Here is a 19,954-nt window from a genome sequence, read left to right as displayed (position 1 = left end):
ACTTAAGAAGGGGTGTGGTAGATTGGGAACATGTTACAAATTAATTCATAGTATACTCATGGGAATTATTGCTATTGTAATTACGTGCAGGAGGTTGCGAAATGGGGAAAGAGTTTATTGAATTATTTGAAGAGTGGGCTAAAACATATGATGATACAGTAACAGGCCATGATGAAGAATATAAGGATGTTTTCTTATACTATGATCAATTGCTACAAGAGGTGGCGGATAGAGCAACAGGTAATGTATTAGAATTTGGCCCAGGTACAGGCAATTTAACCGTAAAATTATTAAAACGTGATTTAACTGTTATCGGAATTGAACCGTCGAAATCAATGAGAGAGATTGCTATCAACAAGTTACAAGACAAAGCAAAAGTGCTCGATGGTGATTTCTTAAACTTTCAAATAGATGAAAACGTAGATACCATAGTAAGTTCGTATGCCTTTCACCATTTAACAGATGAAGAAAAGTCTTTGGCGATTGAACAGTATGGAAAGATGTTACCTTCTGGTGGTAAAATAGTGTTTGCGGATACAATGTATGAATCTGTTGATGCTTATCAAAAGGCTATTACTGATGCCACTGAAAAGGGTTACCATAATCTAGCTGAAGATTTAAAGCGAGAATACTATACGACAATTCCCGTATTAAGAGAGATTATGCGGGTGAATGGTTTTTCAGTTTCATTTAATCGCTGCAATGATTTTGTTTGGATTATGGAAGGTGTCAAAGCTTAGAAAGAGGGAAAGTAATGAAAATAGCTATTATCGGAGCAATGGAAGAAGAAGTAACAATTTTAAGGGACCATATGGATGAGAAGAAACAGCAAGTGATTGCTGGCTGTGAATATACAGAAGGTAAAATGAACGGAGCAGACGTTGTTCTTCTTCGTTCTGGCATTGGTAAAGTGAGTGCAGCAATGTCCACTACCATTCTTTTGGAGAAGTTCAAGCCGGATTATGTCATCAATACAGGTTCTGCAGGAGGGTTCAACCCTGAATTAAATGTAGGTGATGTCGTTATTTCATCTGAAGTTAGACATCATGATGTCGACGCAACTGTATTTGGTTATGAATATGGTCAAGTACCACAACAACCTCCTGCCTTTATTGCACATGAGGCGTTATTGGAAATTGCTGAAGAGAGTGGTAAAGAGTTAGAAGGTATAACAGTTATAAGAGGACTGATTGCGACTGGAGATTCATTTATCAGCAACCCAGCGCAAACCGCACTAATACAAGATAAATTCACGGCATTGCAAGCAGTAGAAATGGAAGCAGCAGCGATTGCGCAGGTTGCTCATGCCTTTGATACACCTTTTGTGATTATTCGCTCTTTATCTGATATTGCTGGTAAAGAATCTAATATTTCTTTTGATCAATTCCTAGAGAAAGCAGCATTACACTCTGCCAATCTTGTTATGAAAATAGTCGAAGGAATCAAAAGTAAATAATCAACAAAGGACGGGAAGTTATGAAGGTTTACCGAAGCATTCATGAATTAATTGGACAAACGCCAATGGTAGAAATTTCGCAGTTTGACTTACCAGAAGGTGTGCGTTTATTTGCTAAGTTAGAATACATGAACCCCGGTGGCAGTGTAAAAGACCGCCTAGGACAAGAATTATTAAGAAAAGCTTTTGAAAGTGGTAAGTTAAAAAAAGGTGGAACAGTTATTGAGCCAACAGCAGGCAATACAGGTATAGGTCTAGCGCTAGCAGCATTAAAAGAAGATGTGAATGTGATTGTTTGTGTACCTGAGAAGTTTAGTATTGAAAAGCAAGATCTGATGAGAGCTTTAGGAGCTACAGTCGTTCAAACACCTACAGAAGAAGGAATGAAAGGTGCCATTGCCAAAGCAGAAGTGCTTTTAAAGGAAACCCCGAATGCATTTTGTCCACAGCAATTTGCAAATCCGGCTAACCCGGATACTTATTACCGAACTTTAGGCCCTGAAATATGGGATGATCTTGATGGGAATGTGGATATATTTGTAGCCGGTGCAGGTACAGGTGGCACATTTATGGGCACTGCTCGTTATTTAAAAGAAAAAAGAGAACAAATAAAAACCGTCATTGTTGAGCCAGAAGGTTCCATCTTAAATGGTGGCGAATCTGGTCCGCATAAAACAGAGGGAATCGGTATGGAATTTTTACCAGATTATATGGATACCACTTATTTTAATAGCATTCATACAATAAGTGATGAGAACGCTTTTAATAGAGTAAAGCAATTAGCCGAAAAAGAAGGAATGCTTGTCGGTAGTTCATCTGGTTCAGCTTTGCATGCAGCACTATTAGAAGCAGAACAAGCTCCAGCAGGTACGAATATTGTGGTGATTTTTCCAGATGGCAGTGAGCGTTATTTAAGTAAAAAGATTTATGAAGGAGGTATTTGATATGAAAAGAAAAACAAAATTAATTCATGGCGGAATTGCTGGTGATCCAACAACAGGTGCAGTATCTGTACCTATCTATCAAGTAAGTACTTATAAACAAGACGGCGTAGGTAATCATAAAGGCTTTGAGTATTCACGTACAGGTAACCCAACAAGACATGCATTAGAAGAGCTTATTAAAGATTTAGAAGCTGGGCATGCAGGCTTTGCTTTTGGCTCAGGGATGGCAGCAATCACTGCTACTGTGATGCTTTTTGATAGTGGGGATCATATCATTCTCACTGATGATGTATACGGGGGAACTTATCGTGTGATTACGAAAGTGCTTAATCGATTCGGTATTGAAGCGACATTTGTTGATACAAGTAACTTAAACAATATCACAGCTGCCATAAAGCCAAATACAAAGGCTGTATATATTGAAACACCAACAAACCCACTTCTGAAAATCACGGATATTGAAGCAGCAGCAAAATTAGCAAAAGAAAATAATCTATTAACAATTGTTGATAATACATTTTCAACACCCTATTGGCAAACGCCAATTGAGTTAGGTGCAGATATCGTGCTTCACAGCGCGACGAAGTACTTAGGTGGACATAGCGATGTTGTTGCAGGGTTAGTGGTTGTAAATAATGAGAAGCTCGCAGAAGAACTACATTTTGTTCAAAATTCAACCGGTGGAGTGTTAGGGCCTCAAGATTCATGGTTGCTAATGAGAGGAATTAAAACATTAGGAATCAGAATGGAAGAAACGGAAAGTAACACAAAGGCGATTGTCGAGTTTCTTATACAGCATCCTGCAGTATCAAAAGTGTATTATCCTGGGATTGAGTCTCATCCAAATCACGACATCGCCAAGAAACAGGCAGATGGTTTTGGAGGAATGGTTTCTTTTGATGTTGGCAGTGAAGCGAACGCTGATAAGCTACTTGAAAATGTGAGATACTTTACTCTTGCAGAAAGCCTCGGTGCTGTTGAAAGCTTAATCTCCGTTCCAGCAAGAATGACACATGCATCTATACCAAAAGAACGTCGTGATGAACTTGGTATCACAGACGGACTTGTAAGAATTTCTGTAGGTTTAGAGGATGTTGAGGATTTAATTGAAGATTTAAAGCTCGCTTTAGAAAAGTAAGTTTGAGGCTCACCTAAGGGGTGGGCTTTTTTCTGTTTTCAATGAAAGGTAGGGCGTTCTAAGGGGAAAAATAATTATTTTCGCCCTTTTTAAAATTTTTTGCAAAAAGCCGTTTACAAATGGTTGTTTCTTGGATATACTTACCAATGTAAGCGAAAATATTCTAAAGAAAAGGGAGGTCGGAAACAATGAAAAACTTATGCAATTTAACTACAGCAGTAAATGAAACTCAAATACAAATCAATTTCGACCTATTTGGAATGGATCGCTTCATTTAATTTTTGTCTATCCATGCCGCAGGGAGGAATTGTCATCTCCTGCGGCATTTTTATGTTTATTTCTTAATGCCGTACGGGGGTGAGTGCTCCTTTGCGGCATTTTTGTGTTCATTTTTGGATAGATAAAGAGAGGAGGTGCTGCAGGATGACATTAAATCTAATTTTTCTAACGGTGACAATTAAAGCTAGAAAACGCTCGACTGAAGAACGAATGCATGATGAATATGTGAACCGTCTTCTTGAAGACCATAAAGCACGACAAGAAGAAATCTATCGCAATTTTTACTAAGGATAAAGGAAAAAAAGAAAGGTGGAGGAGATCATGATGTTTTTATTACAAGGAAGAAAGGTTTATTTCTGGGTTGAGAAGGACTCAACCTAACGATGTTTTGTAGGGGGAGAGTATGTGGCGATAAAAATGACTCTATTCACGATTTATTTTACAAAAAGATATAGAAATCAAAAGAGAAAAATATAGAGACAGAATTGATGGGACCTCTAGCTTTTAGATGTCCCATCATGATTTTATTTATCAGGTCGTTTCCATAAAAACATAATTAAAAATAAACCAATGACAAAAATGACAACTGGTTTCCATGAAAAGCCTTCAAATATAATTTCAGCAATACTAACCATGGCGATGATAAGAAAAACAATCCCTAATACTAAACGATTCACTCCCAAACTAGCGTTCCCACTTTCTATCCATTTCTTATACCTCCATATTAACTGATTGGCATACACCGCGTCCAATTCCACTAAACCATAAACACTGTAATTGAAAATTAATACGCTAGGACAGACAATAACAGCTTTTCCACTACATAGAAATGGTTAATAGGCGAAAAGTTCAAACTAGCGGGGGTGGCTCTATGTCTGGAATTATGACAGCACTTGGATTTTTAGTTAAAGAAATTGTCTTTCTTGTCTCATATGTGAAGAATAATGCTTTTCCTCAGCCTTTATCTTCAAGTGACGAAAAAAAATACTTAAGGCAAATGGCAGAAGGGGATTCACACGCACGCAATATGCTGATTGAGCATAATCTTCGACTTGTCGCACATATTGTAAAAAAATTCGAGAACACAGGAGAAGATGCTGAGGATCTTATCTCTATCGGTACAATAGGGTTAATTAAAGCGATTGAAAGCTATTCTGAAGGCAAAGGAACAAAGCTTGCTACTTATGCCGCAAGATGTATAGAAAACGAAATTCTTATGCATTTGAGAGCTCTAAAGAAGACAAAGAAGGATGTCTCTCTTCATGATCCAATCGGGCAGGATAAAGAAGGCAATGAAATTTCGTTGATTGATGTGTTAAAGTCTGAATCAGAAGATGTGATTAATACGATTCAGCTGAATATGGAACTTGAGAAGGTGCGAGAATACATTGATGTATTGGACGAAAGAGAGAAAGAAGTGATTGTGGGACGGTTTGGGTTGGATTTAAAGAAGGAAAAGACACAAAGAGAGATAGCGAAAGAATTAGGTATTTCACGGAGCTACGTTTCTCGTATTGAAAAACGAGCCTTAATGAAAATGTTTCATGAGTTTTATCGAGCGGAAAAAGAGAAGAAGAAGAATTAAGAATACCGTATGTATTTACCACAGTTTCCATGCTGTGGTTTCTTTGTAGTATAGAAAAATGACTGCAATGAAGTGAGGTAAGAGCTATGGCAGATATAGTAGTGAAATGAACGAGCTTTGTGAAGAACAGGGTCGTTTAATCATTGACACAATAAATTTAAACTAAGTACTTTTTATTACAAGAATTTGAGATGTGTGAATATATTCGATTGCATACAGAAAAGCGGATTTCTTATGATTGATCTCCACATATAACTCGCCTAATGCAAGTGGGTATCGTAAAATGGAGAACCACTGTAACCTGTGTGATTTTCAAAGGAAACCTGCATCGATTTGATTATTTTATGAATGTACAAATCAACATAAGACTTTGTTTTAATGTTGACTGCGCTTATTTCCTTTCGTAAACGGCAATAGCAGACATTCAAGATCTCAAATGAAGCTGCACAGACCGCATTTTCTCAACATGTATAAAGCTTTTCCTTATAAAGAGAGAGACAATTTAACAATGAATCTGTATCTTATAGCTAACAGTGATAAGATTGTCATGAAATAGATCATACGGTTGACGATGATAATCATTATCGATTACAATGGAGTTATATCATTAAATGTAGAGGTGGATTTAAATATGTTCGTTCAAATGAAAAAATTTACTGTAACTGAAGGTAATGCCCATCATCTTGTGGAGAAATTCAGCCAAAAAGGCATTATTGATGAACAGCCAGGGATAATTGACATCTCAGTTATGGTAAAAAAAGTACGACGAGGAAATGAAGAAGTTATATTGCAAATCCGTTGGGAATCGGAACAGGATTGGAAGAACTGGGAGAAAAGCGAAGCACATATTGCTGGACATAAAGCAAGTAGAGGAAAGCCAAAGCCTGAATTTATTCTAGAAACTGAAGGCAGTCTATATCATATTGAAACAATTAAAACACCTGCAATCGAAGCAAAATAACCTCCTACATTTTGCATAATCTAGTAAAATTAAACGCAAAAAACACGATGATACGCTCCCTTATAGGTAGACAAGTAATAAGCTTGGTACTTATAAGGGAGTATTTTTATGCCATATAAATCGTTCTAAAAAGTATTAATAATCTGAAACCTCTGATAGTATTTAAATATTAGAAGGGAGAGATTAGAATGACTCATACAACTTATACGGAGGTTTGGGATTTAGAAAGTTTTTTTGAAGGAGGTAGTCAATCACAAACGTTTCAAAATTATCTAGAGAAAATAGGGATCTTAATGCAAGAATTTACTTCACTGGCTAACGATATGCAAATAACAGAAAATGAAGAACATACTATAAATAGTATAGGACAAGTTTTAAGGTCATCTGAAGAAGTATTTAAAAAGCTCATGCAGGTAAGCGCCTTCGTCAGTTGTTTAAAAGCTGAGAATACGGTAGATCCTTTGGTTGAACGGTTACAAATGCAAGTGATGCAACAATCATCCACTTTTTCTACAGCGCTATTAACCTTTCAAAATAAGTTGACACTTATAGGTAATGATGAATGGAAGCAATATGTAAGTAGTGAAACTCTTACTCCGGTAGCTTTTGTCTTAGATGAATGGCGCCAGATGGCTCAGGAAAAATTATCAATCCAAGAAGAAGATTTAATTCAATCATTAAGTATGGATGGATTTCACAGTTGGGGAGAGTTATATCACACCACTGTTAGTATGATTACCATTCCATATGAAGATGAGAATGGCCAAACAACATTATCTGTAGGACAAGCAAATAATATAATGGGACAGTCAAATGCAGCCTTAAGAGAAAAGGTCTTTAATCAAATGGAACAGGCATGGGAGGAGAAATCTCCTATCTTTGCAAAAGCATTAAATCACATAGCAGGATATCGGTTAATGGCAAATAAGAAAAGAGGTTGGAATAGCCCTCTAAAAGAGCCGCTTCTTAATAACCGAATGAAAGAAGAAACCTTACATAGTATGTGGGCAGCGGTAGAGAAATATAAAGAACCAGTCACTCGTTATTTAGAAAGAAAGGCAAAATTACTTGGGGTAAATAAATTAAGCTGGTTTGATTTAGATGCACCAATCGGTGAAGTCGATACAAAGAAAGATTTCACAGCGGGCGCGAAGTTTATCATTGAACAATTTGGTACATTTAGCCCTTTAATGAAAACATTTGCAGAACAAGCTTTTGAAGGCCGTTGGATTGAGGCTGAGAATCGTCCGAATAAGCGTCCAGGAGGATTTCACACATATTTTGCCGACAGTGGGCAGTCACGGATTTTTATGACGTATTCTGGGACACCTAGTAATGTTTCTACACTTGCGCATGAGCTTGGACATGGATTTCACAGTTTTGTAATGAAAGACATCCCTTTCTTTAATCGAAAATATGCCATGAATGTAGCAGAAACAGCATCGACTTTTGCTGAGCTAATTGTCGCTGATGCTTCAGTAAGGCAGGCGGAAACAATAATGGAAAAAGTGGTTCTTCTGGATGATAAGATTAGTCGGACTGTTACGATGTTTATGAATATACATGCACGTTATTTGTTTGAAACCGCTTTTTATGAAGAAAGAAAAAAAGGTACAGTCACACGAGAGCGATTAAATGAATTAATGACAAGTGCGCAAAAACAAGCATATGGTCATTCGTTAGAACATTATCATCCGTATTTTTGGGCTTCCAAATTGCATTTTTACAATACCCATACACCTTTTTATCAATTCCCTTACACATTTGGCTATCTTTTCTCATTAGGAATCTATAAACAAGCACAAGAAGTAGGTCCAAGTTATGAAAAGAAATACGTAAATTTATTAAAAGATACTGGTTCTATGACCGTTGAATCTCTTGCGATGAAGCATCTAAATGAGGATTTAACAAAACCTGACTTTTGGGAAAACGCTGCCAGCCTTTGTATAAAGGATATTGAGGAGTTTATGCAGTTGACTACTTCATTATAAAAGAAAGAATAGAGGCTAGGATAGTATGACCAAATTAATATACGATTTTTGCTTAGCCTCTATCATAAGATGAATCTTCACTATCTTCGAAAATCTCTAGAATGATGCCTTCTATCTATGTAAATCATCTCAAGTTTACAACATATTCATTCTTTCCTCTTTACAATCATCATTCCTTACGATAATTTTAATAGGCTGGACTGTTAACTAGTGATATAATAGCAGACGGTGAGGGTGGGTTATTAAATATGAAAGACACCTCTCGCTTTAATGCATGAAGAAAAAACATAAACATAATTGACTTTATTTATGATAATTATTCAGTGATGATAGATGAACTTTAAGAAATGAAGAACGAGTAGTAGGAATTAAAAAACCTAAATTGAAGAGAGACACCTTTACGAAATAGGTGCTTGTTCCTTGGAAAAAAAGTATAGAAAGGTGTTAAAGATGAAGCAAGCGATATATCGAACATTGATTGAATTAACGAATGGTCGAATGACCTCATCGATATTATATAAATTTGCAAGATCTAAAATGAGTAGATTTTTAATTAAACCGTTTTCTAAGACGTATCGTATCAACGAAGATGAAATTAAAGGCGGTTTGGATCAATTCCATACATTACATGAATTCTTTATACGTCTATTGAAGGAAGATGCTCGGCCTATTCATCAAGGGGAGGATACAATTGTCAGCCCTGTAGATGCAATGATTGAGGATATAGGTATGGTGGATAGTAAACATGTGATTACTGTGAAGGAGAAAGATTACTCTATTGCAGAAATGCTTGGTGGGGTGGAAGAAGCGGAGAAATATAAAGGTGGGACGTATATGATTTTCTACTTAAGTCCTAGTCATTATCACCGCATTCATAGTCCCGTAGATGGTCAAGTAAAGAGGCAATGGACTTTAGGAAAGAAATCTTACCCAGTGAATAAATGGGGTCTAACTCTTGGTAAAGATACTTTATCTAAAAATTATCGCAAAATATCAGAAATTCAATATGACGGTGGCGAATTAGCAATGGTCAAAGTAGGGGCCATGTTTGTCAATTCAATTGAGCGGACGTATCAAAATGACTCATTGAAAAAAGGTGAAGAGGTTGCTTATTTTTCATTTGGTTCGACAGTGATTTTGTTATTTCAAAAAGATGCCTTTCAATTGGTACCGACAATACAGTTTCCAGCCCCGATAAAAGTTGGAGAAGTAATCGGTCATATTGTGTAGACAAAAAGAATAGCCCTACAATTGTGGAGGGCGATGATTCTGCTAGGAAGAAGCTTTTATTCTATTTGATAAGGATCTTCTGTGAATTTCAGTTTCGATAAGGCGGATGAAATCCAATGATAATTGAAGTTGAATAGCTTTGTGATAAGATTCTATTAATAGCTCATCAGATAACTTTCGCATGTAGGATCACACCTCCATTACGGCTCATTCGTTCTCGTTTATCTAAAGAACAGGGCTATTTTAAAAGAAGTTCTTGTTGTTACTTCTACCATAGCAGAATGAATAGAATAGAACAATCGTTCGTTTATCCACAGTGGAAAGTGGATAAAGTGTGATTAAACTGTTCATATCTCTGTGCGAGTAAATAATCTCACAGTGTATAATGTGTATAAAGTTATCCACAAAAATGGTAATGTTGGAATTTGTCGAAAAGTTTTAGTTCTATTTATTCGATTATTCATTTTCGAATATAGAATAATGCTAATTGACCATTTGATTGTGATATGTCATATTAGGTCAGAATAAGATGATAGCTTGAAATAATGAAGAATGAGGTGTTTAAACGGTCGTGCTAAAGAATTTTCTACCGGATCAACATGTTAAGAATATTTTTGAAATTACTCCAGATATCTTGAAAGAACAAGGGATTAAAGGGATTATTACTGATTTAGATAATACGTTAGTTGAATGGGATAGACCTAATGCTACTCCAAAATTGATTAATTGGTTCGAACAAATGCGCTTAAGTGATATTAAAGTAACGATTGTATCTAATAATAATGAGAGCAGAGTAAAGAATTTCTCTGATCCTTTAAAAACACCTTTTATTTATCAAGCAAGAAAACCGATGGGAAGAGCTTTTAAACGCGCATTACTAGAAATGCAACTAGAAAAGCATGAAGTTGTTGTCGTTGGTGATCAGTTATTAACAGATGTATTAGGTGGAAATAGAAGTGGGTTTAACACGATTTTAGTAGTACCCGTCGCAAAAACAGATGGGTTTTTTACGAAAATCAATCGTACGATAGAAAGAAGAATACTCAACTGGTTTAAGAAAAAAGGTATGATTAATTGGGAGGATTAACTTTGAAAGAAGAATACGTTTGTATAGGATGCGGTGTGCATATTCAAACTGAGCATCCGAATGAAATAGGTTATGCGCCAAATTCTGCATTAAAAAAAGAAGAAATTATTTGTCAGCGTTGCTTTCGCTTGAAACACTATAACGAAGTACAGGATGTCAGTTTAACAGATGACGACTTTTTAAAAATTCTAAATGGCTTAGGAAATAAAGATGCTTTAATTGTAAAGATTGTTGATATCTTTGATTTTAATGGTAGTTGGTTGCCTGGATTGCACAGGTTTGTAGGTAATAATAAAGTATTATTAGTTGGTAATAAAGTAGATTTACTACCAAAATCAGTGAATCATAATAAATTAATTCACTGGATGAAGCAGCAGGCGAAGGAACTTGGTTTGAAACCTGAAGATGTCTTTTTAGTTAGTGCTGCAAAAGGGCAACAAATGAAAGAAATAGCAGCAGAGATTGATCGGTATAGAAAAGGTAAAGACGTATATATTGTCGGTTGCACGAATGTTGGAAAGTCAACATTTGTTAACAGGATAATAAAAGAGGTAACTGGAGAAGGAGATATCATTACTACTTCTCATTTTCCAGGAACAACATTAGATATGATTGAAATTCCTTTAGAGGATGGAAAAGCCCTCATCGATACACCAGGGATTATTAATCATCATCAAATGGCACATTATATTGATAAGCGTGATTTGAAAATCATTACACCGAAAAAAGAAATAAAGCCGAAAGTATACCAATTAAATGATGGTCAAACCCTTTATTTTGGTGGATTAAGTCGATTTGATTTTATTCATGGTGACCGGACATCATTTATTTGTCATTTTTCTAATGAAATCCAAATTCATCGGACAAAATTAGAAAAAGCAGATGAATTATACGAAAAGCATGCTGGAGAAATGCTGACACCACCTCGTAAGGATGAATTAGACGAGTTTCCTGAACTCATCCGTCATGAATTTACCATAAAAGAAGATAAGACAGATGTTGTTTATTCAGGTTTAGGTTGGATAACAGTACCTACAGCAGGGTGCAAAATCGCAGCATATGTACCTAAGGGTGTTAATGTTTCACTAAGAAAATCACTGATATAATCCTTATCGTCAAAGGGGAGAAGAAGAGTGGAGAAGTTTTATGCAGTAATTGGGGATCCTATTGCACATTCGATGTCACCTGTGATGCATAATGATTTATTTCAGTACTACGAAATGGATGCGCATTATTTACCATTGCATATTCAATCGGAAAATTTATCGGATGCAATAAAGGGCTTAAGGGCATGTGGTATAGCAGGATTTAATGTGACTGTGCCACATAAAGAGACAATTATGGCGTATTTAGATGAACTAGATCCTTTAGCAGAAGCAATAGGGGCGGTAAATACTGTCATTCACAGGGATGGAAAGTTAATTGGCTATAATACGGATGGAACGGGTTTTCTCCGGGGTCTGAAAAACCATCAACCACAGTTTAGCGAAAGTAAAATATTGGTAGTAGGTGCAGGAGGGGCTGCTAAAGCTATTGTCTATGCTTTAGCACAAGCGAGTGTTTCCCATATCACAATTGCCAATCGCACCGTTAATCGTGCGGCGCAATTGATTGCTGATTGTCCGTATGATGTAGATATGCGAGCATTGACATTGGATGATGCAGCACATAAACTGGACGAATATGATTGTATCATTCAAACGACTTCGATCGGAATGTCACCGAGAATGAATGAAAAACCACTTAATCTTAATCTTATGCGTGAAGACGTCTTTGTTAGCGATATTATATATAATCCATTTGAAACAGCCTTTTTAGCAGAAGCAAAAGCAAAGGGAGCACGTGTACAAAATGGGCTAGAGATGTTTGTTTATCAAGGAGCGTTAGCGTTTGAGTTATGGACTTCTCAAATGCCAGACACGGAACGAATGAGAAGAAATGTGGAGCAACAATTAGGAGGAAATTATGTTAACAGGTAAGCAAAAGAGATATTTAAGATCAGAAGCACATCATTTAAACCCGATTTTCCAAGTGGGAAAAGGCGGCGTAAATGATAATATGGTGAAGCAAATTGCAGAAGCATTAGAAGCAAGAGAACTATTAAAAGTAAGCATTTTACAAAACTGTGATGAAGATAAGGATACTGTAGCCGAATTGTTAGTTAAAGGAACTAAAGCGGAACTTGTACAGGTGATTGGCAATATGATTGTGCTTTATAAACAATCAAAAGAGAATAAACAAATTAAATTACCTTAAACGATCCTGTGGGGGGAAAAGGATGAAAAGAATAGGAATCCTAGGAGGTACATTTGATCCTCCTCACTTAGGTCACTTAATTATCGCTAATGAAGTATTGCATGCAAAAGACTTAGACGAGATTTGGTTTATGCCAAACCAAGAGCCACCTCATAAAAAGAAGAGTTACTATTTAAGTAATGAAGATAGAGTAGCATTATTAAGAAGAGCGGTTAGTGATCATCCACAATTTCAAATAGAATTAGTAGAATTAGAAAGAAAAGGTCCTTCTTACACTGTTGATACGATCAAGATCTTACATGAAAGAGAGAAAGATACAAAATTTTTCTTTATTATTGGCGCGGACATGGTAGAGTATCTGCATAAATGGCGTGATATAGATTATTTACTCGATCTAGTTACTTTTGTAGGTGTAAAGAGACCAGATTATCAATTAACGACCAAATATCCCGTTGATTATGTTGAGATTCCTGAGATTGGCATTTCATCTACTTTGATTAGAGAACGCATGCAAAATGGAAAGACAATTAAGTATTTAGTGCCAGAAAATGTCCGCACATACATGGAGGAGAATCACCTATATGAATCGTGAACAGGCATTAGAGATTGTCAAAGAACAATTAACAGACCATCGATATCAACATACTATTGGTGTGATGAACAGTGCCATTGAATTGGCAGAAAGATTCGGAGCAGATGTGAAGAAAGCTGAGATATCCGCCATTTTTCATGATTATGCTAAATTTCATCCTAAGGAAGAAATGAAAGCATGTATCATAGCAGAAGACATGCCTTCAGACTTACTAGAATATAATAGTGAGTTATGGCATGCACCAGTGGGCGCATATTTAGTTGAAACGAAAGTTGGTATTACTGATCGTGAAATATTAGAGGCAATACGCTATCATACTTCAGGGCGAGCTAATATGTCATTATTAGAGAAAGTTGTGTATTTAGCGGACTATATTGAGCCAGGTAGGCATTTTCCTGGTGTTGAAGAAGTGAGAGAACTTGCACAGCGTGATTTGGATGAAGCATTAATTCAAGCTGTGAAAAACTCTATTCTTTTTCTAATGAAAAAAAATCAATCAGTCTATCCGCTCACATTAACTATGTACAATGATTTAGTGATGAATAGAAAGGGTTGATGATATGTCAGAAAAACAATTACTTACAACAGTTGTTAAAGCAGTAGACAGTAAGAGAGCAGAAGATATTGTGGCACTAAATATGAAAGGAATCTCGTTAATAGCGGATTATTTCGTTATTTGTCACGGGAATTCAGATAAGCAAGTGCAAGCTATTGCTAAAGAGGTAAAAGACCAAGCTGAAGAAAGCGGCTATGAAGTCAAAAGAATGGAAGGATTTGATGAAGCACGCTGGGTTTTAGTTGACTTAGGCGATATCGTTGCACATGTGTTCCATCGTGATGAAAGAAGTTATTATAACTTAGAACGTCTTTGGGGCGATGCGAAAACGGAAGATATTAAAAGTGAGCTGCAACCGTAATGAGTTATCAGCAATTTGCTTATCTCTATGATGGATTAATGGTAGAGGCACCTTATGAAAAGTGGGTATCCATTGTTGCATCACAGTGTAATCTTCATCAATTAAAAGGTAAGCGCCTCCTAGATCTTGCTTGTGGAACAGGTGAGCTGTCTTTGCGATTGGCTAAAAAAGGATATGAAGTGACTGGGGCTGATTTATCAGACAATATGCTTGCGGTTGCACAAAGGAAAGCAGCGAACGAAGCCCTATCAATTCAATTTTTAGAGCAGGATATGTCCGAATTAGATGAAATTGGTTGCTATGATATCATTACTATTTTTTGTGATTCATTGAACTATCTCCGATCAGAAGATGAAGTAAAATCTACCTTCTCAGGTGTATATGAACATTTAGCTGATGACGGTTTGTTTATGTTTGACGTGCATAGCGTTCATAAAATTGATGATTTGTTTGTTAATCAAACGTTTGCCCTGAATGAAGAAGACGTAAGTTATATTTGGCAAAGTTTTGAAGGGGAATTTCCTCATAGTGTAGAACATGATTTGTCATTCTTCGTCCTTGATGAAAAAATAGGAACATACAAACGATATGATGAATGCCATTTTCAGAGAACGTATGAATTCGACGTATATAGACAGTGGTTGAAAGAGGCAGGTTTTGAAATAACTACTTTTTTCGTTGATTTTAATGAAAAAAATACAGAAATGAACCATGCTGAAAGATTATTTTTTATTTGTAAAAAGCTGAAAAACATAATATAAACAAAGAAAAGTCCCGGAAAAAATTCCGAGACTCTTTTTTTGTTAGAAGGGTTATGGCATTTTTTATAGAACTATTAAATAGTTGTATATTGCGTTTTAACCAGGTTTATATCCTCAGTAAACTTTGAGTGAGTCGCTTGGAACAAGTGTTCAAACATATCTCCTAACTCTTTTTCAAGTATCTTTATGCCTTCGCCAGTAACTCCGCCCTTTACACACACCTTTTCTTGTAAAGTAGGTAATGTATAATGTCCTTGGCGCAACAATTCCCCTAAACCTATCAGCATTTCACTAGCTAATTTTGTGGCTGTATCATTATCTATCTTTGTTTCCTTAACAGCGGCATCGATAAATCGTTGGGTTAAGTAACTAAAAAATGCAGGACCACAGCTAACGATATCTGAAGCCACTCTTGTGATATTTTCCTCAATAATGGTAGGGACAGAAATTTGTTCAAACAACCATTGAATACTTTCTCGCCATTCTTTTGAGCAATGATCTCCATATGTGACTAGAGAGACACCAGCTAATGCTCGGTTCGTAATACTCGGAATGACTCTTGCACTTGAACAGTACAAAACTGACTCTAATTGATTTACCGCAATAGGACTTGTTATAGAGATGACGCATTTGTCTCTATTTAGACTCGGTTGAATGGTTTGAATGACTTCGTAAACATCATGCGGTTTGACACACACGAAAATAAGTGAAGACATCTTTGCAGTTGTCAGTGCATCTCGTGCCACGTTGATATCTGGATACGCTTTTTTTATCTCTAATGATTTTGCAATGGTACGGTTTGTAATGGTAATGGAAGAAGGGGAAACAGCTTTGCTATCAAGCAAGGCTTCTGTCAAAATTCTCCCCATATTGCCTGTGCCAATTATACCGATATTCAAAATACATCCCTCCTTCGCCAACAAAAAATGACTCCTATTAAAAATATGAAGCACCAGTTGAAATTATGTCTATTGAAAGGAATTGATGAGAATGGAATGGGTGAAGCAATACGCCCTGTATATTTTAATAGTGGCTGGATTCATTGTTGGTGCTGTGTGTATGTGGTTGCTCTCCCCACTTCTAAATCAAAACAATACGGTTGAAGTGGAAAATGAATGGTTGCTTGATGATAAAGGTTTTGAAGAAGGGGGAGAAACATCTCAAGAAGAAGAGAATTATTCAGATGATGATGTTATGGTTGACATTAAAGGAGAAGTCAAAGATCCTGGCGTCTATGCATTAAAAAGCACCCAGCGTATTGTAGATGCTATTCAAGTTGCAGGAGGGTTTCTAAGTGAAGCGGATCAAAAACAAGTCAATCTTGCTCAGAAACTGACAGACGAAATGGTTATCTATATTCCAAAAGTGGGGGAAGAGGGCGTGTCGTCATTACCGCCGTTAAACGATGGTAATGATGGGAAAATCAATTTGAATCAAGCAACGGTTGAACAGCTTGAAACACTGCCAGGAATTGGCCCTTCAAAAGCAGAAGATATTCTTTCGTATAGAGAGGAAGTCGGCTCTTTTAAAGCTATTGAAGATTTAAAAGAAGTATCAGGAATTGGAGAAAAAACATTTGAAAAACTAAAAGATCTGATAAGTGTTGATTGATTAGATGAAAATGGATTTGACCATACATGTATGGTGTGATTAAACTAAAATATAAGGATGTTTGAAAAAAGGGAGAGACGTACAATGGACAGAATTTCTTGGGATCAATATTTTATGGCACAAAGCCATTTATTAGCATTAAGAAGTACATGTACACGATTAACTGTAGGGGCAACAATTGTTCGCGATAAACGAATGATCGCAGCCGGATATAATGGGTCAATCACAGGTGGCGATCATTGTATTGATGAAGGGTGCTACGTCATTGACAATCATTGTGTTAGAACAATACATGCGGAGATGAATGCGATTTTACAGTGCGCGAAATTTGGTGTACCAACAGAGAATGCAGAAATTTATGTAACTCATTTTCCATGCTTACAATGCTGTAAAGCGATTATTCAAGCAGGCATTAAAAAGGTATACTATGCAGAGGACTATAAAAATCATCCATATGGGATCGAGCTATTTCAACAAGCTGGAGTCTCGTTAAAGAAGGTACCTTTCGATCAACAACAGTTAGATGCAAAAGCAACAGAAAAGAACGACTTAATTAAGAAGTTATTGGTTGAAATTAGAGACTTAAAAGGTGAGAACGCTCTAGATGCTCAATTAAAAGAAGAAGTAGAAACAATTTTAAAATAATTGATGGATGAAACGGTTTGTTAGGTAGCGAGCCGTTTCATCCTCTTGGTGTACAATACTATTCTAAATGGGTGGTGAGATTTCTTTGCCAGGGAAATGGTTTTTTTGCTCCCTTGTCGCGATTTTTTCACTCTTATCTTCTTTCTCCTCTTATTTTTATTTCATTCCCCTTTTCCTATTTTTTCTCTTTAGTTTTTTTACAAGATATCTTTCTCGAAGACTGACATTAATATTTATTTTATGTAGTGTGTTATTTTTCATTAGAGGTTATGTTGCTTCTTATGATAATGGGACTGATTTAAGAAGTGAAAGGACTGATTTCACGCTGACCTTTACTCATGGATGGGTCATTGATGGAGATCGTCTCTCTGCACAAGCGATCGATCAACTTTCAAATGAAAAGCTCGTTTTTACATACTATATTCCATCTAAGGAAGAGAAAGACTCACTGGAGAAGATAACGAGTACAGGTCTGATATGTAATGTGATGGGCAAACTAGAAACGCCGCAAAAAGCAACAAATTTTCATAGCTTTGATTACCAAGAATATTTACAACGCAAAGGTATTCATTGGCAAATTCAAACTGAGCAATTTGATTTACGAAGCTGCCAAATGGGCAATACGAATATCGTTACACAAATTTGGCAATTGCGGGAAAAAGGGATCCAATACGTGAGTAAGTATTTTCCAAGTGAGACCGCACCACTCGTGAATGCACTAGTTTATGGAGACCGATCGCAATTAGATGAAACCGTTGAAACAGCTTATCAAAGATTAGGCATTATTCATTTATTAGCTATTTCAGGTATGCATGTAAGTTTATTAGCTGGAATGCTCTTATTTGTTGGCTTACGGCTAGGTGTGACAAGGCAGCATATGTTGATGATTTTAGTGGGTTTGTTACCGATCTATGGCATCCTTGCCGGAGGCACACCTTCAGTTATTCGAGCTGTAGCAATGCTTATGTTCGCAGCGCTTTTTAAGATATTTTTGTCAGCTATGAGAACGCAAGATGTGTTATGTATTGTATTTGTTTGTTATTTATTAATGAACCCATTTATTCTTTATGACGTTGGTTTTCAGCTTTCTTTCACAGTTACTTATGTTTTACTTTTGTCTTCTTATTCTCTCCTCAAAAGACGCACCTCTCCTATAAGATCTCTCTTTGTAATATCCTTTATTTGTCAGTTGGCAGCAACGCCAATATTACTATATTCCTTCTATGAAATTTCAATCTTCTCTCTCGTCACCAATATACTCTTTGTACCCATATTTTCTTTTGTTATTCTGCCGTTATTTCTGTTCTTATTGGCTTATCATATGATTGTTGGAACTTGGGCATGGTTTCCGATTCAATGGATAAATACATTACTAGAGCGAATGAATGATTTGAGTTTAACAATAGCGGGTTTTCCTCAGGCTGTATTAACATTGGGAAGGCCCTCTTTATGGCTTATTCTTCTCTATTTAATTGCAATCAATCTTTTCTTCTTACAATGGGAGAAAAGGGAGGGAAGAAAGAATTTTCTATTAGCAAGCATTGCACCTTTTTTCGTCTTTTTCATTCACTATCTCACTCCTTATTTTTATTTTACAGGTGAAGTATCTTTTATTGATGTAGGGCAAGGTGACAGTATTTTCATTCGTTTACCTCATAACAGGGGGAATTATCTAATTGATACTGGGGGAGTACTTCCGTTTGATAAAGAGGAATGGCAGGAAAGAACCGGCGCATTTGATCCTGGGGAGGATATCGTTGTGCCTTTTTTGAAAAGTAAAGGCATTAGGAAAATTGATAAACTTATTCTTACACATGGTGATAGTGATCATATGGGTGGTGCACCAGCTGTTTTGTCTATGATTGAAGTAAGTGAGATATTACTCCCGATAACGAATGAAAGAAGTGCGTTAGAAACAGAGGTAATAAAGATAGCTCACACAAAACAGGTTAATGTACGGCAGGTAAGCGCTGGAGTTCGTTGGCGTATGAAGGCTGAGGAATTTCAAATTCTTATGCCGTATGATAAAACAGCAAATAATAAAAATGATGGGTCTATCGTGCTTTATGCTGTCATAGGAGGATTAACATGGTTGTTTACTGGTGATTTAGAAGAAGCTGGGGAAGCGAAGCTAGTCAATAAATATGAAAGGTTATCTGTTGATGTATTAAAAGTGGGACATCACGGAAGTAAAACTTCGACGACTGAGAAGTTTCTTGATGGTGTAAAACCTAAACTGGCAGTTATTTCAGTTGGTAGAAACAATCGTTTCGGTCATCCAACGGAAGAAGTGTTACAGAGGTTAAAAAATCATCAAATTTCAATAGTAAGAACTGATCGTCATGGAGGAATTTCTTATGTTTTTTTCAGAGGTAACGGAACCTTTTCAACTGTCCTACCATAGGATATGTTATGCCTAGACAATAGAAAATAATTTAACTTTCTTTTCAAAAAATAAAAAAGACTGCAAGCGAAATGCAGTCTCTTCCGAAAGCTCGATG

The 19,954-nt window shown here is 36.4% G+C and carries 23 protein-coding genes; 20 read left to right on the top strand and 3 right to left on the bottom strand.

Annotated features, from left to right (window positions below; all coding sequences use genetic code 11):
* Window positions 1–101 precede the first annotated feature (101 nt).
* The 5 genes from LG276_RS16445 to LG276_RS16425 all read left to right on the top strand — a co-directional run bounded on the left by LG276_RS16445 (window position 102) and on the right by LG276_RS16425 (window position 4,105).
* The gene (locus LG276_RS16445) at window positions 102–740 is read left to right on the top strand and encodes a class I SAM-dependent methyltransferase (RefSeq protein WP_224935911.1); all 639 of its coding nucleotides are present in this window, start codon (window positions 102–104) and stop codon (window positions 738–740) included.
* A 14-nt stretch (window positions 741–754) separates the two neighbouring features.
* Complete coding sequence (mtnN, locus tag LG276_RS16440) at window positions 755–1,456, top strand: 5'-methylthioadenosine/S-adenosylhomocysteine nucleosidase (RefSeq protein ID WP_224935912.1); 702 nt, start codon at window positions 755–757, stop codon at window positions 1,454–1,456.
* A 20-nt stretch (window positions 1,457–1,476) separates the two neighbouring features.
* Entirely contained in the window at window positions 1,477–2,400 is a 924-nt protein-coding gene (locus LG276_RS16435) for a PLP-dependent cysteine synthase family protein (protein WP_404292355.1), read from the top strand.
* Window position 2,401: 1 nt separating this feature from the next.
* Window positions 2,402–3,538, top strand: a complete 1,137-nt coding sequence (locus LG276_RS16430; RefSeq protein ID WP_289434165.1) for a bifunctional cystathionine gamma-lyase/homocysteine desulfhydrase — start codon at window positions 2,402–2,404, stop codon at window positions 3,536–3,538.
* Between the two features lie 423 nt (window positions 3,539–3,961).
* On the top strand, window positions 3,962–4,105 hold the full coding sequence (locus tag LG276_RS16425) for a YrzI family small protein (RefSeq protein WP_224935915.1): 144 nt from the start codon (window positions 3,962–3,964) through the stop codon (window positions 4,103–4,105).
* A gap of 236 nt (window positions 4,106–4,341) precedes the next feature.
* On the opposite strand, the gene LG276_RS16420 is transcribed toward LG276_RS16425, so the two are convergent.
* Window positions 4,342–4,569: a hypothetical protein gene (locus tag LG276_RS16420; RefSeq protein WP_224935916.1), complete on the bottom strand. Its 228-nt coding sequence runs from the start codon at window positions 4,567–4,569 to the stop codon at window positions 4,342–4,344.
* A gap of 119 nt (window positions 4,570–4,688) precedes the next feature.
* Here LG276_RS16420 and sigK point away from each other — a divergent pair, with 119 nt between their 5' ends.
* The 4 genes from sigK (at window position 4,689) to LG276_RS16400 (ending at window position 9,584) form a co-directional block, all read left to right on the top strand.
* A complete protein-coding gene (gene sigK, locus LG276_RS16415; RefSeq protein WP_095372484.1) occupies window positions 4,689–5,402 on the top strand; it encodes an RNA polymerase sporulation sigma factor SigK in 714 nt (237 codons plus the stop codon).
* A gap of 631 nt (window positions 5,403–6,033) precedes the next feature.
* Window positions 6,034–6,363 (top strand): antibiotic biosynthesis monooxygenase, encoded by a 330-nt coding sequence (locus LG276_RS16410; protein WP_224935917.1) that lies wholly within the window; start codon window positions 6,034–6,036, stop codon window positions 6,361–6,363.
* A gap of 188 nt (window positions 6,364–6,551) precedes the next feature.
* Window positions 6,552–8,354 (top strand): M3 family oligoendopeptidase, encoded by a 1,803-nt coding sequence (locus LG276_RS16405; protein ID WP_404292353.1) that lies wholly within the window; start codon window positions 6,552–6,554, stop codon window positions 8,352–8,354.
* Window positions 8,355–8,804: 450 nt separating this feature from the next.
* Entirely contained in the window at window positions 8,805–9,584 is a 780-nt protein-coding gene (locus LG276_RS16400) for a phosphatidylserine decarboxylase (RefSeq protein ID WP_224935919.1), read from the top strand.
* Between the two features lie 42 nt (window positions 9,585–9,626).
* Here LG276_RS16400 and LG276_RS16395 read toward each other — a convergent pair whose 3' ends face one another.
* Window positions 9,627–9,767 carry a sporulation histidine kinase inhibitor Sda gene (locus LG276_RS16395; RefSeq protein WP_095372487.1) on the bottom strand — a complete coding sequence of 47 codons (141 nt, stop codon included), beginning with the start codon at window positions 9,765–9,767 and terminating at the stop codon, window positions 9,627–9,629.
* Window positions 9,768–10,155: 388 nt separating this feature from the next.
* Here LG276_RS16395 and LG276_RS16390 point away from each other — a divergent pair, with 388 nt between their 5' ends.
* The 8 genes from LG276_RS16390 to LG276_RS16355 are packed head-to-tail and all read left to right on the top strand — an operon-like array spanning window position 10,156 to window position 15,197.
* Window positions 10,156–10,671 (top strand): YqeG family HAD IIIA-type phosphatase, encoded by a 516-nt coding sequence (locus LG276_RS16390; protein ID WP_224935920.1) that lies wholly within the window; start codon window positions 10,156–10,158, stop codon window positions 10,669–10,671.
* A gap of 2 nt (window positions 10,672–10,673) precedes the next feature.
* A complete protein-coding gene (gene yqeH, locus LG276_RS16385) occupies window positions 10,674–11,777 on the top strand; it encodes a ribosome biogenesis GTPase YqeH (protein ID WP_404292351.1) in 1,104 nt (367 codons plus the stop codon).
* Window positions 11,778–11,804: 27 nt separating this feature from the next.
* On the top strand, window positions 11,805–12,650 hold the full coding sequence (gene aroE, locus LG276_RS16380; RefSeq protein WP_404292349.1) for a shikimate dehydrogenase: 846 nt from the start codon (window positions 11,805–11,807) through the stop codon (window positions 12,648–12,650).
* On the top strand, window positions 12,637–12,927 hold the full coding sequence (gene yhbY / locus LG276_RS16375) for a ribosome assembly RNA-binding protein YhbY (protein ID WP_095372491.1): 291 nt from the start codon (window positions 12,637–12,639) through the stop codon (window positions 12,925–12,927). The genes aroE and yhbY overlap by 14 nt, the downstream gene beginning before the upstream one ends.
* Before the next feature lie 22 nt (window positions 12,928–12,949).
* Window positions 12,950–13,519 carry a nicotinate-nucleotide adenylyltransferase gene (locus LG276_RS16370; RefSeq protein ID WP_404292347.1) on the top strand — a complete coding sequence of 190 codons (570 nt, stop codon included), beginning with the start codon at window positions 12,950–12,952 and terminating at the stop codon, window positions 13,517–13,519.
* Complete coding sequence (gene yqeK / locus LG276_RS16365; protein WP_404292345.1) at window positions 13,509–14,075, top strand: bis(5'-nucleosyl)-tetraphosphatase (symmetrical) YqeK; 567 nt, start codon at window positions 13,509–13,511, stop codon at window positions 14,073–14,075. Before LG276_RS16370 ends, yqeK begins: the two co-directional genes overlap by 11 nt.
* Window positions 14,076–14,079: 4 nt before the next feature.
* Window positions 14,080–14,436 (top strand): ribosome silencing factor, encoded by a 357-nt coding sequence (gene rsfS / locus LG276_RS16360; RefSeq protein WP_224935925.1) that lies wholly within the window; start codon window positions 14,080–14,082, stop codon window positions 14,434–14,436.
* On the top strand, window positions 14,436–15,197 hold the full coding sequence (locus tag LG276_RS16355) for a class I SAM-dependent DNA methyltransferase (protein ID WP_404292343.1): 762 nt from the start codon (window positions 14,436–14,438) through the stop codon (window positions 15,195–15,197). Before rsfS ends, LG276_RS16355 begins: the two co-directional genes overlap by 1 nt.
* A gap of 74 nt (window positions 15,198–15,271) precedes the next feature.
* Here LG276_RS16355 and comER read toward each other — a convergent pair whose 3' ends face one another.
* Complete coding sequence (comER, locus tag LG276_RS16350; protein WP_095372496.1) at window positions 15,272–16,096, bottom strand: late competence protein ComER; 825 nt, start codon at window positions 16,094–16,096, stop codon at window positions 15,272–15,274.
* A gap of 91 nt (window positions 16,097–16,187) precedes the next feature.
* Here comER and LG276_RS16345 point away from each other — a divergent pair, with 91 nt between their 5' ends.
* From LG276_RS16345 to LG276_RS16335, 3 genes are all read left to right on the top strand, one after another.
* Window positions 16,188–16,808, top strand: coding sequence for a helix-hairpin-helix domain-containing protein (locus LG276_RS16345; RefSeq protein WP_404292341.1), 621 nt, complete (start codon window positions 16,188–16,190; stop codon window positions 16,806–16,808).
* 84 nt (window positions 16,809–16,892) lie between these two features.
* The gene (locus tag LG276_RS16340) at window positions 16,893–17,453 is read left to right on the top strand and encodes a ComE operon protein 2 (protein ID WP_404292339.1); all 561 of its coding nucleotides are present in this window, start codon (window positions 16,893–16,895) and stop codon (window positions 17,451–17,453) included.
* Window positions 17,454–17,538: 85 nt separating this feature from the next.
* The gene (locus tag LG276_RS16335; RefSeq protein ID WP_404292337.1) at window positions 17,539–19,857 is read left to right on the top strand and encodes a DNA internalization-related competence protein ComEC/Rec2; all 2,319 of its coding nucleotides are present in this window, start codon (window positions 17,539–17,541) and stop codon (window positions 19,855–19,857) included.
* The last annotated feature ends 97 nt before the right edge of the window (window positions 19,858–19,954 follow it).

It is taken from the genome of Cytobacillus kochii (assembly GCF_044790165.1).
Classification (GTDB): Bacteria; Bacillota; Bacilli; order Bacillales; family Cytobacillaceae; genus Cytobacillus; species Cytobacillus kochii.
This window is presented reverse-complemented; position numbering and strand designations above follow the sequence as displayed.

Coding starts and splice junctions, on each gene's coding strand:
- LG276_RS16355 (WP_404292343.1), top strand. CDS start 14,436: ATGAGTTATCAGCAATTTGCTTATCTCTATGATGGATTAATGGTAGAG.
- LG276_RS16405 (WP_404292353.1), top strand. CDS start 6,552: ATGACTCATACAACTTATACGGAGGTTTGGGATTTAGAAAGTTTTTTT.
- sigK (WP_095372484.1), top strand. CDS start 4,689: ATGTCTGGAATTATGACAGCACTTGGATTTTTAGTTAAAGAAATTGTC.
- yhbY (WP_095372491.1), top strand. CDS start 12,637: ATGTTAACAGGTAAGCAAAAGAGATATTTAAGATCAGAAGCACATCAT.
- LG276_RS16410 (WP_224935917.1), top strand. CDS start 6,034: ATGTTCGTTCAAATGAAAAAATTTACTGTAACTGAAGGTAATGCCCAT.
- LG276_RS16345 (WP_404292341.1), top strand. CDS start 16,188: ATGGAATGGGTGAAGCAATACGCCCTGTATATTTTAATAGTGGCTGGA.
- LG276_RS16400 (WP_224935919.1), top strand. CDS start 8,805: ATGAAGCAAGCGATATATCGAACATTGATTGAATTAACGAATGGTCGA.
- rsfS (WP_224935925.1), top strand. CDS start 14,080: ATGTCAGAAAAACAATTACTTACAACAGTTGTTAAAGCAGTAGACAGT.
- LG276_RS16395 (WP_095372487.1), bottom strand. CDS start 9,767: ATGCGAAAGTTATCTGATGAGCTATTAATAGAATCTTATCACAAAGCT.
- LG276_RS16425 (WP_224935915.1), top strand. CDS start 3,962: ATGACATTAAATCTAATTTTTCTAACGGTGACAATTAAAGCTAGAAAA.
- LG276_RS16445 (WP_224935911.1), top strand. CDS start 102: ATGGGGAAAGAGTTTATTGAATTATTTGAAGAGTGGGCTAAAACATAT.
- LG276_RS16430 (WP_289434165.1), top strand. CDS start 2,402: ATGAAAAGAAAAACAAAATTAATTCATGGCGGAATTGCTGGTGATCCA.
- yqeK (WP_404292345.1), top strand. CDS start 13,509: ATGAATCGTGAACAGGCATTAGAGATTGTCAAAGAACAATTAACAGAC.
- LG276_RS16435 (WP_404292355.1), top strand. CDS start 1,477: ATGAAGGTTTACCGAAGCATTCATGAATTAATTGGACAAACGCCAATG.
- LG276_RS16370 (WP_404292347.1), top strand. CDS start 12,950: ATGAAAAGAATAGGAATCCTAGGAGGTACATTTGATCCTCCTCACTTA.
- mtnN (WP_224935912.1), top strand. CDS start 755: ATGAAAATAGCTATTATCGGAGCAATGGAAGAAGAAGTAACAATTTTA.
- LG276_RS16340 (WP_404292339.1), top strand. CDS start 16,893: ATGGACAGAATTTCTTGGGATCAATATTTTATGGCACAAAGCCATTTA.